Annotated in this window: 9 protein-coding genes; 3 read left to right on the top strand and 6 right to left on the bottom strand. The window is 46.6% G+C overall.

Annotated features, from left to right (window positions below; genetic code table 11):
- Positions 1–23: 23 nt before the first annotated feature.
- Together LMJ53_RS08310 and ribA are read right to left on the bottom strand one after the other, a co-directional pair.
- Positions 24–3062, bottom strand: coding sequence for an FAD-binding and (Fe-S)-binding domain-containing protein (locus tag LMJ53_RS08310; protein ID WP_229585629.1), 3039 nt, complete (start codon positions 3060–3062; stop codon positions 24–26).
- 130 nt (positions 3063–3192) lie between these two features.
- Entirely contained in the window at positions 3193–3774 is a 582-nt protein-coding gene (gene ribA, locus LMJ53_RS08305) for a GTP cyclohydrolase II (protein WP_226751611.1), read from the bottom strand.
- A gap of 240 nt (positions 3775–4014) precedes the next feature.
- Between ribA and LMJ53_RS08300 the strand changes: the two genes are divergently transcribed.
- A complete protein-coding gene (locus LMJ53_RS08300; RefSeq protein WP_229585628.1) occupies positions 4015–5853 on the top strand; it encodes an ABC transporter ATP-binding protein in 1839 nt (612 codons plus the stop codon).
- Between the two features lie 84 nt (positions 5854–5937).
- Here LMJ53_RS08300 and LMJ53_RS08295 read toward each other — a convergent pair whose 3' ends face one another.
- Together LMJ53_RS08295 and ppsA are read right to left on the bottom strand one after the other, a co-directional pair.
- Positions 5938–7473, bottom strand: coding sequence for an alanine/glycine:cation symporter family protein (locus LMJ53_RS08295; RefSeq protein ID WP_229585627.1), 1536 nt, complete (start codon positions 7471–7473; stop codon positions 5938–5940).
- A 283-nt stretch (positions 7474–7756) separates the two neighbouring features.
- Positions 7757–10138, bottom strand: coding sequence for a phosphoenolpyruvate synthase (gene ppsA, locus LMJ53_RS08290; RefSeq protein ID WP_229585626.1), 2382 nt, complete (start codon positions 10136–10138; stop codon positions 7757–7759).
- 133 nt (positions 10139–10271) lie between these two features.
- Between ppsA and ppsR the strand changes: the two genes are divergently transcribed.
- Positions 10272–11081 carry a pyruvate, water dikinase regulatory protein gene (ppsR, locus tag LMJ53_RS08285; RefSeq protein ID WP_229585625.1) on the top strand — a complete coding sequence of 270 codons (810 nt, stop codon included), beginning with the start codon at positions 10272–10274 and terminating at the stop codon, positions 11079–11081.
- Between the two features lie 168 nt (positions 11082–11249).
- On the opposite strand, the gene LMJ53_RS08280 is transcribed toward ppsR, so the two are convergent.
- Together LMJ53_RS08280 and LMJ53_RS08275 are read right to left on the bottom strand one after the other, a co-directional pair.
- Positions 11250–12602: a class II 3-deoxy-7-phosphoheptulonate synthase gene (locus tag LMJ53_RS08280; RefSeq protein WP_324295600.1), complete on the bottom strand. Its 1353-nt coding sequence runs from the start codon at positions 12600–12602 to the stop codon at positions 11250–11252.
- Positions 12603–12723: 121 nt separating this feature from the next.
- The gene (locus LMJ53_RS08275; RefSeq protein ID WP_229585623.1) at positions 12724–13197 is read right to left on the bottom strand and encodes a low molecular weight protein-tyrosine-phosphatase; all 474 of its coding nucleotides are present in this window, start codon (positions 13195–13197) and stop codon (positions 12724–12726) included.
- Between the two features lie 65 nt (positions 13198–13262).
- Here LMJ53_RS08275 and LMJ53_RS08270 point away from each other — a divergent pair, with 65 nt between their 5' ends.
- A complete protein-coding gene (locus tag LMJ53_RS08270) occupies positions 13263–13898 on the top strand; it encodes a response regulator transcription factor (protein WP_229585622.1) in 636 nt (211 codons plus the stop codon).
- Positions 13899–13921 lie beyond the last annotated feature (23 nt).

Below are 13921 nucleotides of genomic sequence, written 5' to 3'. Positions count from 1 at the left end.
CCCGGCTAAAGCCGGGTGTTTTTTTATAAGTGTTGTAATAAAACCTGCAACGGATGGCGCGGTTTATCTCCCACTAACCGTTTTACCTGGCTGCGACAAGAAAACCCTGTTACCAATAACTGCTCTGGGCCTATGCGCGCGACTGGCTCACGCCAGCTAAGATCAAACAAGGCTTTGCTATTGGCTAACTGTGCCTGTTCATGGCCGTAGGTGCCTGCCATACCACAACAACCGACACTGACAATTTTTAAGGATAAGCCGCTTTTATCAAAGATCTGCTGCCAGGTTTTTTCTGTAGCAGGCAAAGCTGTTTTTTCAGTGCAATGCGCCAGCAATGAAAACTGAGCCGGTCGACTTGCCGCGGGTAACGCCAATGGGGCTAACCACTCGTGTAACAGTTGCACATTAAAATCGCCCCGCTCGTTGCCTAATGTTTTAGCGTATTCATCGCGGTACACCAACACCAAGGAGGCATCTAAACCGATTAACGGTAACTGTAGCGCGTGTAACTGATTTAAAAAATCAGCCGCGCGTTTCGCGGTTTTAGCAAACTCACGTAAAAAGCCCTTCACATGCTGCGGCTTGCCGTTGGGTAAAAAAGGCAATAGCACCGGTCGATAACCGAGTTTTTCGATTAAGGCTAATGCATCAGCAACCAACTCCGCTTCATAAAAGCTGGTAAAAGGATCTTGCACCAGCAGTACCGTCTTTTGCCGCTCTGCTACGGTTAACGCCTGTAAAGCCGTTAAATCAAAGCGATAACGGTTATTCAACCGCTCGGCTAAAGTGGGTACCGATAACAAAGGCGTATCGACGTAACCAATACCGTGCGCCAAGGTTTTTTGTACTAGCGTACGTTTTAAGAAAAAATTAACAAACTTAGGGGCTTTGGCAAGTATGGGTGCCATGCGCTCTATATTGCCCACGATATGATCTTTAGCGGGGCGCAGATAACGGCTATGGTAGAGCTGTAAAAACCGCGAACGAAACGTTGGCACATCCACGTTAATAGGACACTGCGAAGCACACGCCTTACAAGCTAAGCAGCCATCCATCGCTTCTTTTACTTCATGTGAAAAATCGGCTTCACCTTGGCGTTGGGCCCAACTATGTTTCATCTTCTGCCACAGCGCAGTCAGGCCTTGGCTTTGCGTTAATAAGCGTTGTTCATCGGCTAATACATCGACCCCTTGTTGCTGGTTTAAACGCAACCATTCACGCATCAAACCGGCACGCCCTTTGGGGCTGTGGCGACGATCTTTAGTGATCTTGCTAGACGGACACATCGGCGAGGTTTCGTCGTAATTAAAGCACAGGCCGTTACCGTTACAATTTAAGCTGCTATCAAAGCTCTGGCGCACTTCAATTGGAATTTGCCGATCGAACCACGCGCGTTTTTGACCATCTACCGAGACTAACTTATCGCCATTTTGGTAAGGCGTGCAAATTTTCCCGGGGTTAAGTCGATTGCGCGGATCAAAGGCCGCTTTAATTTTACGTAGTTCAGTAAACAGGGTTTCACCAAAGAAGGCTGGGCCATATTCGCTACGATAGCCTTTACCGTGCTCGCCCCACATTAAGCCGCCGTATTTAGCCGTAAGCGCCACCACCTGATCGGATATGGTGCGCAGCAAACGTTCTTGCTCGGGGTCAATAAGATCAAGCGCTGGCCTGACGTGAAGTACACCGGCATCCACATGACCAAACATACCATAATGCAAACCATGCTGATCCAGTAAGGCACGAAACTCTAAAATGAAATCGGCTAAGTTCTCCGGCGGCACGGCAGTATCTTCCGCAAAAGCCAGCGGCTTTTGACTGCCTGCGGTATTACCTAATAAACCCACGGCTTTTTTGCGCATGGTATAAATAGCATTAATCGCGCTAGCATCGTAGGTGAGCTGATAACCAATAATACCGCCTTCGCCAGCGGCCATAGCGGCATCCAGTTTTGAGGTCAGCGCAGCAATTTTCTCGGTAATTTCTGCTTCATCTTCGGTATTGTATTCAACAATATTTAAGCCTTGCATATCCTTGCCTGGCACATCGGTGATCAAATCTTTTACCTGATGCCAAATGATGTCGCCTCGGGCGAGATTCAGTACTTTACTATCAACGGTTTCAACTGATGTTGCTTGCGCTTCAACCAAGAAAGGTGAATTACGTAGCGCACTTTCAAAGCTATCGTATTTAATGTTGAGCAAGCATTTGTACTTAGCAATCGGCGTGATATTCAGCTTGGCTTCGGTGACAAAACCCAGGGAGCCTTCCGAGCCGGTAATAATGCGCGACAGATCAAACTCGGTCATTTCATCGTTAAACACATGCTCTAAATCATAACCGGTTAAAAAGCGATTAAGCCGTGGAAAAGTCGCTAAAATATCGCTACGTTTTTCCCGGCAAGAGCGTAATACCTGCTGATAAATACGACCAATACTGTTGGGTAATTCAGCCCGGTGTTCAGCTTCGAACAACGGCATTTTATGGGTTTTTAACACATTGCCGTCGATTAACACGGTTTTCAATGCCAACACATGATCACTGGTTTTACCATAAACTAACGAGCCTTGGCCTGAGGCATCAGTATTAATCATGCCGCCAATCGTGGCTCGGTTAGAGGTAGATAAATCGGGAGCGAAGAAAAAACCATAAGGCTTTAAAAAGGCATTTAACTGATCTTTAATAACACCCGCTTGCACTCGCACCCAACGTTGTTCAACGTTAATCTCCAGTACTTGGCGCATATGACGAGATAAGTCGACCACTACCTGCTCGGTTAACGCCTGGCCATTGGTGCCGGTGCCGCCGCCACGTGGGCAAAATTTGATGTGACTAAAACTAGACGTTTGGGCCAACGAGGTCATAATGACCAGATCGTCGGTGCTGCGCGGTAATAACACCGCCTGAGGTAAGGCTTGATAGACGCTATTATCTGTCGCTACGGCTAAGCGACTGGCATAACTGGTTTCGATGTCGCCAGTGAAGCCGGCGTGCAACAGCGCTTTAGTGAAGGCAACAATACTGGCATCCAACGCCAGCTCAGGATTAAGCTTGGGGATCATACATCTTGGCCACTTAGACTTGGTATAGCGGCAGTATAACACTAACCGCTAAGTGGCTTTAAGCGCTAAATAGTAAAAAACAGACGTCTTTACTGCTTGATAGTAAAGCAATCCTCACGCTGGCAACAAATCAGTCCATATGGCCCATTTTTGCCGCCTTGGTCGCTAAATACCGATGGCTATGCGCGGTGGTTTTTACACGGTGCTGTACCCGTTCTAATACATTGACCCCGACATCTTGCAGTGCTTTTAATTTACGCGGGTTGTTAGTTAGCAACCGAATTTGCGCCACCCCCAGTTGTTGAAACATCTCTGCCGCAATTCCATATTCACGCTGATCAGGCAAGAAACCAAGAATTTCATTCGCTTCTACCGTATCTAAACCTTTATCTTGCTCAGCATAAGCACGAATTTTATTAATTAAACCAATACCCCGGCCTTCTTGGCGTAAATATAAAATGACGCCTCGCCCTTGTTCAGCAATTTTTTTCATCGCCGCTTCTAATTGCGGGCCACAATCGCAACGTAAGCTAAATAAAGCATCACCGGTTAAGCATTCTGAATGAACGCGAGCTAACACGGGCTCAGCTGTGGTGATGTCACCCAGCGTTAACGCGACATGCTCTTTGCCATTTTCAGCTTCAAAACCGTGTAAACGAAATTCAGCAAAGGGCGTAGGTAAAAGGGTTGAGGTAACAAGTTTAATGCTCATGGATCATCTCAAAGTTATAACAACGGCAGGATGCTCTTTGTTGGGGCGCAGTAACCACAATTCAAGTTGCTTCTGGCCTGGCAGTATACTGCTTTGCAGCCTCAGCAGATAGTCACTTACCGCCAGTTTAGCTGCTGGGTGCTGACAATCGTCGGCCCTTAGCAGTTTAGCAGTACAAATTCGGTTACAATAGCGCAACCGACATCACTACCGATGTCTTATTATTGATGGATATGTTGTATGCTTGGTTTTTTTGAACGTCTCACACGCCCTTTCCCCGACAGTGAACCGACCCAACCCCCTACGGGTGTGTTGGCCTTTTGTCGCCACTATACCAAAGGCATGGAGTGGCCTTTAATTGTCATGTCATTAAGCTCTGCCTTATTAGCCATCTTAGAAGTGTCTTTATTCAGCTTTATGGGGCAATTGGTGGACTGGCTGGTGACGCAAAATCCAGAGCGTTTCTTTATCGATGAGCGCGCAACCCTAATTTGGATGACGTTAGTCACGGTGGTGTTGTTACCACTGTTAACGTTATTTCATTCGGCTTTAGTGCATCAAACACTGTTGGGTAATTACCCCATGGCCATTCGCTGGCAGGCACACCGCTATTTATTAAGGCAAAGCGTTAGTTTTTATCAAAATGATTTCGCCGGGCGTATTGCGACCAAGGTCATGCAAACCTCATTAGCCGTGCGCGAAACCGTGATGAAACTGTTAGATGTGCTGGTGTATGTCACCGTGTATTTCTCGGCGATGTTATTTTTTGTCGCCGATGCCGATCTGCGTTTAATCATCCCGATGTTGGTGTGGTTGGTGCTTTATATCGCATTGCAATTGTATTTTGTACCGCGCTTAAAGCGAGTATCGACGGCCCAAGCAGATGCCCGCTCTGAAATGACCGGCCGTTTAGTCGACAGCTATACCAACATTAATACCATTAAGTTGTTTTCTTACACCCAGCGCGAAGAGCGCTACGCAAAAGACAGTATGGAAGTGTTCTTAAAGCCGGTGTATCAACAAATGCGCTTAGCAACCGGCTTAAGTGTGTCGGTGCAATCATTAAACTATATTTTAGTGTTTTGTATCGCATCATTGGCGCTGTATCTATGGGCTGGCAGTGCCATTACCGTTGGCGCTATTGCCATTGCAGTCAGTTTAGCACTACGTCTTAATGGTATGGCGCAATGGATTATGTGGGAAGTCAGCAGTTTATTTGAAAATATTGGTACCGTGGCCGATGGTATTGCCACCTTGTCACAGCCGGCACAAATTCAAGATAAAGCCAATGCACCGAGCTTGCAGGTCAGCCAAGGTGCAATTCGTTTTGATGCAGTAAGTTTTAACTATGGCAAAGATGCCAGCCAAAGCCATAAAGCGCCGGTGCTATCCGCATTAAGCTTAGAGATTAAACCCGGTGAAAAAATCGGTCTAGTCGGTCGTTCAGGTGCGGGTAAATCAACCTTAGTCAATTTACTGCTGCGCTTTTACGATGTTGAGCAAGGTCGAATTTTAATTGATGGCCAAGATATTAGCCAAGTATCGCAAGAGAGCTTACGCCGACATATTGCGATGGTCACGCAGGATACGTCGTTATTACACCGCTCGGTACGTGATAATATCAGCTACGGTAAACCGGATGCCAGCGAGCAAGAATTGCTGACCGCCGCTGAGCAAGCGGAAGCCAGTTTGTTTATTCAAGATCTGACGGATCAAAAAGGCAATGTCGGTTTAGATGCTCAGGTGGGCGAACGCGGTGTTAAGTTATCCGGTGGCCAGCGCCAGCGCATTGCTATTGCGCGGGTATTACTGAAAAACGCACCGGTGTTGATTTTAGATGAAGCGACTTCGGCGCTCGATTCTGAAGTGGAAGCCGCCATTCAACAAAGCTTAAATAGTTTAATGCAAAATAAAACGGTTATAGCGATTGCCCATCGCTTATCGACTATCGCGCAAATGGATCGGCTTATCGTGTTAGATCAAGGGCAAATTGTTGAGCAAGGTACACATAGCGAATTAATTGCAGCCGGTGGCATCTACGCGCAGTTATGGGCGCATCAAACCGGTGGCTTTATTTAACGACGTAACACACGCTAGTCAGATAATAACAAACCCCGCTATTTAGCGGGGTTTGTTTATTTAACCACAGCTTAAAAGGGTATTTTATACCGTTTTAGATTGCTCAGTGTTGGCTGCGGCCTCTGCTTTTGCATTTGCTTTTGCCAATCTTGCTTCCCAGAAAGTGGCATTTTTAATGCCTAGTTTCACCGGGTCGAAAGTAATAGGGCCACCCGCTTTCATCTGATCTTCATAGTCTTTTAAGCACAAAATAGCCGGCTTGTGCACAAAGAAAATTAACAGAATACCCAGCACGTTAATCCACGCCATTAAACCCACACCGATATCACCAATCCCCCAGATATAACCCGCAGCATTAACGGTACCGTACGCCACCATCGCCATTAAAATGATTTTAAACACAATTAACGGCAGACGGTTATTGAATACGCGGTTAAGGTAAGCCACGTTGGTTTCAGTAATGTAGTAATACGCCAAAATAGTGGTAAAGGCGAAGAAGAATAACGCAATACCCACAAACAGCTGACCAAAATTACCAAAGACACTGTTTAAAGCCATTTGCGTAAAGGCAGCCGAGCCAACTTCGGTGTTTGCTGCCACGTTTTGTACGATAAATTGACCTGCTGGTAACTCACCGACCACGTTGTACTGTTGCGTAATTAAAATCATCAAGGCGGTGGCCGTACACACAAATAAGGTATCAACATAAACCGAGAAAGCTTGCACTAAACCTTGCTGCGCAGGGTGTGCCACTTCTGCAGCCGCTGCGGCATGTGGGCCCGTACCCTGACCGGCTTCGTTTGAATAAATACCGCGTTTAACACCCCAACCTATCGCCGCACCAAAACCGGCTTGCGCAGTGAAAGCATCAGAAATAATCAGGCCGAAAATGCCGCCAACTTTATCTAAGTTTAAAAACACCACGATAAGCGCCATCACGATGTAACCGAGTGCCATAAAAGGCACGACGATTTGCGTAAAGTTAGCAATGCGGCGAATACCACCAAAGATGATAAAAGCTAATACCATCAAGATCACCGCTAGCGCGGCTAACTTATGGGTACCCACTTCACCAAAACTGGTGACGACCATGGCGCCATCGCCAAACACTTGAGTGACGGCATTACCCACTGCATTGGCTTGCACGCCGGGTAAGAATATACCGCAACCAATGATGGCCGAGATCGCAAATAATACCCCAAGCCAACGCCAGCCTAAGCAGCGCTCAAAATAATAAGCTGGACCACCGCGATACTGGCCGTTTTCTTCTACCTTATACACCTGACCCAGCGTAGATTCGGCAAAGGCAGTGCTAGCACCTAAAAAGGCCACAACCCACATCCAAAATACGGCACCTGGCCCACCAAAACCAATGGCAGCGGCAACACCGGCGATATTACCGACACCCACCCGACCTGACAGCGAAACCGCTAAGGCTTGAAAAGACGAAATGCCTTTTTCTGATTCCGTGTTATTGAGTAATAAACTCCACATTTCCCGAAAATGTCGCACTTGTGCGAACCGGGTTAAGATTGAATAAAATAAGCCGGCGCCTAAACACAAATAGATCAGTGCTTCGCTCCAGACATAATTATTAATAGTATTGACCAACTCCTGCATGGAAATCCCCTGGTTGTATTGGTTATTATTTTTAGCACGCCACCGTAATTTGCCATAAGCTGCGGCATATAGCTACGGTACAGGCTTGTGGCAAACGGATAAAATTGGCTTTTTGCCGAGAAATGACGCCATGACAACAACAATGCCGCTGTAGCAAAGGCTGAACGCGCTAAAAATAACCAAATCACCATGCCAAGCGCTCAACATGAAAATCAGTATAAAAAAGGCACTGTTATTAAAAACACAGTGCCTTAGTCAAGCATTCAGCAAATTTGCCCGGGTATTAGGCAGGTTTAGCGACTTTATCAGCCAGATATAACCAAGTATCCACAACCGTATCAGGGTTTAATGACACGCTCTCAATACCTTGCTCAACCAGCCAAGCGGCAAAGTCTTCGTGATCAGATGGCCCCTGGCCACAGATCCCGATGTATTTCCCCTTGGCTTTACAGGTTTGAATGGCCATTTCTAACAGTTTTTTGATGGCCGGATTTCGCTCATCAAATAAGTGAGCGATTAAGCCACTGTCGCGATCTAAACCGAGCGTTAGCTGAGTTAAATCGTTTGAACCAATCGAGAAACCATCAAAGTATTCTAAGAAGTCTTCAGCCAGTAACGCATTAGACGGTAATTCACACATCATAATAATGCGCAAACCATTTTCACCGCGTTTCAGGCCATGTGCGGCCAGTAAATCAATTACGCCAGACGCTTCTTCTAAGGTTCTAACAAACGGGATCATCACTTCCACGTTGGTAAAGCCCATAACATTACGCACGCGTTTTAGCGCTTCTACTTCTAGTGCAAAGCAAGGCTGAAAATCTTCTGATAAATAGCGGGCGGCACCACGAAAGCCTATCATCGGGTTTTCTTCATGCGGTTCATATTGCTGACCGCCCACCAGATTAGCGTATTCATTCGATTTAAAATCAGACATGCGCACAATGACTTTTTGTGGCGCAAAGGCACAAGCCAAGGTGGCGATACCCTCTGTCAGTTTGGAGACATAAAACTCGACGGGATCGGCATAACCCGCAGTAAGCTCGTCGATGCGCGCTTTTAGCTCTGGCGTTTGCTCAGCATAATGTAATAAGGCTTTAGGATGCACGCCAATCATTTTATTGATAATAAACTCTAAGCGTGCCAAACCAATACCAGCATGGGGTAAACGTGAGAAAGCGAACGCCCGCTCTGGATTACCCACATTCATCATCACTTTCAGAGCCATTTTCGGCATTTGATCAACCTGGCTGGTGATCACGTTAAAATCCAGTTTATCTTGATAAACATAACCCGTATCACCTTCGGCACAAGACACGGTGACCGCTTGACCATGGGTAATTTTTGCCGTGGCATCACCACAGCCCACTACAGCAGGAATACCCAATTCACGGGCAATGATGGCTGCATGACAAGTTCGACCGCCGCGATTCGTCACAATCGCCGAGGCGCGTTTCATAATGGGTTCCCAATCTGGATCGGTCATATCGGTAACCAATACATCCCCGGGTAAGATTTGATCCATCTGCGAAATATCGGCTAGCACCTTAGCGGTTCCCGCACCAATACGATGACCAATCGCCCGACCTTCCACCAATACAGGGCTTTGCTCGACTAACTGATAACGTTCAATGCTATTGGTGTCTTCACGACTTTTCACCGTTTCTGGGCGCGCCTGTACGATATACAATTTGCCATCGATACCATCTTTAGCCCATTCAATATCCATCGGCCGGCCATAATGCTGTTCGATAATTACCGCTTGCTCAGCTAACTGTGCCACTTCGCTATCATTTAGCGAGAAGGTGCGTTGTTGGGCAAGCGGCACATCGGTAATGGTCACTTGTTTACCGTGTCCCTGTTCTGATGAATACACCATTTGCAATAATTTGCTGCCAAGTGTGCGTTTCACCACAGCCGGACGCTTAGCCACTAACGTAGGTTTGTGCACATAAAATTCATCGGGGTTCACGGCCCCCTGGACCACCATTTCACCTAAACCGTATGACGAGGTAATAAACACAACATCTTCAAAACCTGATTCGGTATCAATACTGAACATCACACCGGATGACGACAGATCAGAACGCACCATCCGCTGCACACCCGCCGATAACGCCACTCCGCGATGGTCATAACCTTGATGCACACGATAAGAGATAGCGCGATCATTAAATAGCGACGCAAACACATGCTTAATGGCCACAATAACGGCATCGTAACCGCGCACATTTAAAAAGGTTTCTTGTTGGCCAGCAAAAGAAGCATCTGGCATATCTTCAGCCGTGGCCGAAGAGCGAACGGCAAAAGACATATCCGCAGCGCTATCTGGGTGTAATTGTTGATAAGCAGCACGTATAGCCTGTTCTAACTCAGGCTGGAACGGCGTATCGATAACCCATTGCCGAATTTGTTTACCGGCTTGCGCTAAAGCCGCGACATCATCCACATCTAAACTGTCTAACAGTTGATAAATGCGCTCATTCACACCGCTTTGTTCTAAAAACTGGTTAAAGGCGTAAGCCGTTGTTGCGAATCCTCCTGGCACTTGTACCCCAGCCGAAGCCAAGTTACTGATCATTTCACCTAGAGAAGCATTTTTACCACCTACCCGATCGACATCATGCATGCCGAGGTCTTGATACCAAATGACAAATTCTTGCACCTTTATCTCCAATTTTTGTTGCTGAGCATGTAAGCTTACAGCAGTTGATACAACACAGTGATTTTACACCCGGCTACTGGTTAATTAAAACCTTAATTTTTATGTAAATTTATTACGAAACTTGGAGTTTTTTGTGCGCACAGCTTTTTACGTTTCAGATGGCACCGCCATCACTGCAGAAGTGTTTGGACATGCACTGTTAACGATGTTTCCGGCGGAGTTTGCTCACGTGACCATCCCTTTTGTCGAAAATCCGGAGCTCGCGTTGCAGGTTAAAAATCGTATAAATGACTGTTATAAAACAACAGGATTGAAGCCGCTGGTATTTCACACCTTTGTAGATGAAGGTTTAAGGCAGTTAATAAGCGACAGTGACGGGGTCTGTTATGACTTTCTAAATACACTCGTTGAGCCTGTGCAAAAAGAGTTGGGTATGGCACCGGTGCCGAAAACCCACCGTACGCATAGCATGCACGAAAAAACCTACGATTTTCGGATTGATGCTGTCAATTACGCATTGGCCAATGACGATGGTGCCAATATGAAAAACTTTAGCCATGCCGACATTATTTTGGTCGGGGTAAGTCGCTCGGGTAAAACCCCAACCAGCCTATATTTAGCCTTGCAATACGGCATTAAAGCGGCTAATTACCCCTTTGTCGAAGAAGACATGGCGAAATTGCGCTTACCTGCAGAGTTAGCGGCACATAAAGCCAAATTATTTGGCCTGACCATCACGGCCGAACGGCTTAGTCAAATTCGACAACAGCGCCGACCTAACTCACGTTATGCATCGGTACACCAATGTGCGTTGGAATTAAAAGAAGTAGAGCAGTTATACCAGCGAGAGCAGATCCCCTTTATCAATTCCACTCAGCTATCGATTGAAGAGATCTCAGCAAAGATCATTTCGCGTACCGGTTTAAAACGGCAGAAATATTAGTTTAGCGAAGCATTACAGACTAAGCCTAACCGCGTTTGGGCGCTTTTAACCACGCTAACACGTATCGCGTACCAATAAAAAAGCCTTAAATCGCTATGCAATTTAAGGCTTTTCGCCTGCTTTAACGTGCAACCTAGCTCAGGCGCTAGTGCAGTCTAGCAATCAAGGTTATTTACGCGCCGAGCTGAGCGTATCAGCAATCAAAAAGGCTAATTCCAATACTTGATCAGCATTTAAACGCGGATCACATTGCGTGAAATAACGCTTAGACAGATCGTTTTCACTTAAACCATAAGCGCCACCCGTACATTCCGTCACATGCTCACCGGTCATTTCTAGGTGAATACCCCCGGCATGTGTGCCTTCGGCTTTGTGCACAGCAAAGAAATTGCGAATTTCTTTTAAGATCGCTTCAAAGTCACGGGTTTTATAATCGTTGCTGGCTTTAACCGTATTGCCATGCATCGGATCGGAACTCCAGACCACCTTACGACCTTCTTGTTTCACGCGTCGCACCAAAGCGGGCAGTTTATCGGCTAACTTATCAGCACCCATCCGGGTAATTAACGTTAAACGACCGGCGTTATTTTCTGGGTTTAACGCATCAATCAGACGAATTAAATCGTCCTCTTGCATACCAGGACCAATTTTTACGCCAACCGGGTTATGAATACCTTTGAAAAAGGCTAAATGGGCATGATCGAGTTGCCGTGTCCGTTCACCAATCCACACCATATGCGCTGAGCAGTCATACCACTTACCCGTTAAGGTATCGCGGCGTGTTAAGGCTTCTTCGTAATTCAATAATAACGCTTCATGCGAAGTGTATAACTGAGTTTCCCGAATCGACGGTGAATTTTGCGCAGTAATGCCACAGGTTTCCATAAAACGCAGCGCTTCTTGGATGCGAGTAGCGACACTTTGGTAGCGCTCTTTTAGCGGATTAGATTCAACAAACCCCATATTCCAACGACTAACCTGATGCAGGTCCGCTAAGCCACCTTGGGCAAAAGCGCGCAGCAAATTAAGCGTTGCCGCAGAATGGTGATAAGCGGTGATTAAGCGGTTGGGATCAGGCTGGCGCGCTTGCTCGGTAAATTCAAAACTGTTGACGATATCACCGCGATAACTCGGTAAGGAAATGCCATTAATGGTTTCCAAGTCACTGGAACGAGGTTTGGCATACTGACCCGCCATCCGCGCAACCTTGACCACCGGCAAACCACCCGCAAAGGTTAATACCACTGCCATTTGCAGTAATACTTTAAACGTATCGCGAATTTTGGGCGCATTAAAGTCATTAAAACTTTCGGCGCAGTCGCCACCTTGCAGTAAAAAGCCATTACCCTCGGCCACTTGGCCGAGTTGGCTATACAAATCCCGCGTTTCTTGTGCAAACACTAACGGTGGGTACTTGTGTAATTGTTGCTCTACTTGCTGCAGTAGTTGCTGATCCTGATAAGTCGGTTGCTGTTGGATCGGCAGTTGTCGCCAGCTTTGTGGCGTCCAGGTGGTCACAATGATATTCCTGTAGATGGATTAAACACCCTGCAAAGTTATAGACTTCTTGACGTAAATTCAATCATAAAAACAGACTTTTTCTGCTGTCGACACGCTAGCTGCTGCATTTACGTACAAGCGGCTAGTTTTGGGTGTCTTGCAAACGTTGCAGTAAATGCTCACAACCGTCTTCAATTAATTGATAAACCAACTCAAAGCCTTTTTGACCGCCATAGTAAGGATCAGGTACTTCTGGCCATTTGTTAAAATCAGGATGGTAACTCATAAACAAGGCTAATTTATGTTGTAACTCTTCGGGGCAACGCTGTTTTAGCGAGTGCAGATTGTCGTTATCCATGGCCAGGATCAGATCGTAATCGCTAAAGTCAGTGCTTTTTACTGGCCGCGAACGGATCCCTTTGAAATTATAGCCCGATAAAGCCGCTACTTTCACCGAGCGCGGATCCGGCGGATTACCCGAATGGCTGGCGCTAGTGCCTGCAGATTCCACTTCAATCGCTAATCCCGCCGCATTAAGCTTGTGTCTGAAGATGGCATGAGCCGTTGGAGAGCGGCAAATGTTGCCTAAACATACAAATAACACTTTCTTTGTCATACTTTGCTTTTCAAAATAAGGTCTGTCGTTATATAGTTACCTTAATTGTGTAAAAGGTAAAGATTATGGAAAGGTTTTCACGTCTTGTGCTGCTAACAGACGAGACCACACCGCTGAGTACTTACCGTCATGCCAAAACAGTGGGCATTGACGTAGAGCAATGCTCGGTCAATGCCTTTAACCAATTACATCACTACAAGGGTATTTTAGCTGGCTACCAGTTCAGCTCGGATACGACCGCTAAAAAAGGTTTCTCTGCGCGTTTGCTGAGTATTAGCCGCCAAGTCCCGCTTTTTGTCTTTCATGCTGAACGGCAACTCGTCGACCCTAACCGAGCTATTTTTGCCGGCTTACGCGGTGTTATCTACAGCGATGAACAAGCCGAGATGATCAAACGCGCGCTGCAAAGCATGATGGCAGGCCAGCTTTATTATGCCCGCAACGTCATGTCTGATGCCTTAGATGCCCTGTTTCAACTGCGTGAACAATCTAATCGACGCATTAAATTACCTGCGCTGCTGACAGAGCAAGAGCAACGGGTCAGCCGTTTGATCGCCGAAGGTGCGCGTAATAAAGAAATCGCTGAACAGCTCCAAATCAGTGCTAACACCGTAAAGGTACATGTGTCGGCTATTTTTAAGAAGACACACAGTCGTAATCGCACAGAATTAGTGCGTTGGTTACAGGAGCCGCATGAGTAACCCCCTGCTGCACTGCTAGCCTT

The organism is Rheinheimera sp. UJ51, assembly GCF_020819615.1.
Lineage (GTDB): Bacteria > Pseudomonadota > Gammaproteobacteria > Enterobacterales > Alteromonadaceae > Alishewanella > Alishewanella maricola.
Note: the sequence above shows the minus strand (reverse complement) of the source record. Positions and strands in the feature narration are given on the sequence as shown.

What these genes read in the sequence shown, in the direction of transcription:
- LMJ53_RS08310 (WP_229585629.1), bottom strand. Translation starts at nt 3,062, where the DNA reads ATGATCCCCAAGCTTAATCCTGAGCTGGCGTTGGATGCCAGTATTGTT.
- ribA (WP_226751611.1), bottom strand. Translation starts at nt 3,774, where the DNA reads ATGAGCATTAAACTTGTTACCTCAACCCTTTTACCTACGCCCTTTGCT.
- LMJ53_RS08300 (WP_229585628.1), top strand. Translation starts at nt 4,015, where the DNA reads ATGCTTGGTTTTTTTGAACGTCTCACACGCCCTTTCCCCGACAGTGAA.
- LMJ53_RS08295 (WP_229585627.1), bottom strand. Translation starts at nt 7,473, where the DNA reads ATGCAGGAGTTGGTCAATACTATTAATAATTATGTCTGGAGCGAAGCA.
- LMJ53_RS08275 (WP_229585623.1), bottom strand. Translation starts at nt 13,197, where the DNA reads ATGACAAAGAAAGTGTTATTTGTATGTTTAGGCAACATTTGCCGCTCT.
- LMJ53_RS08270 (WP_229585622.1), top strand. Translation starts at nt 13,263, where the DNA reads ATGGAAAGGTTTTCACGTCTTGTGCTGCTAACAGACGAGACCACACCG.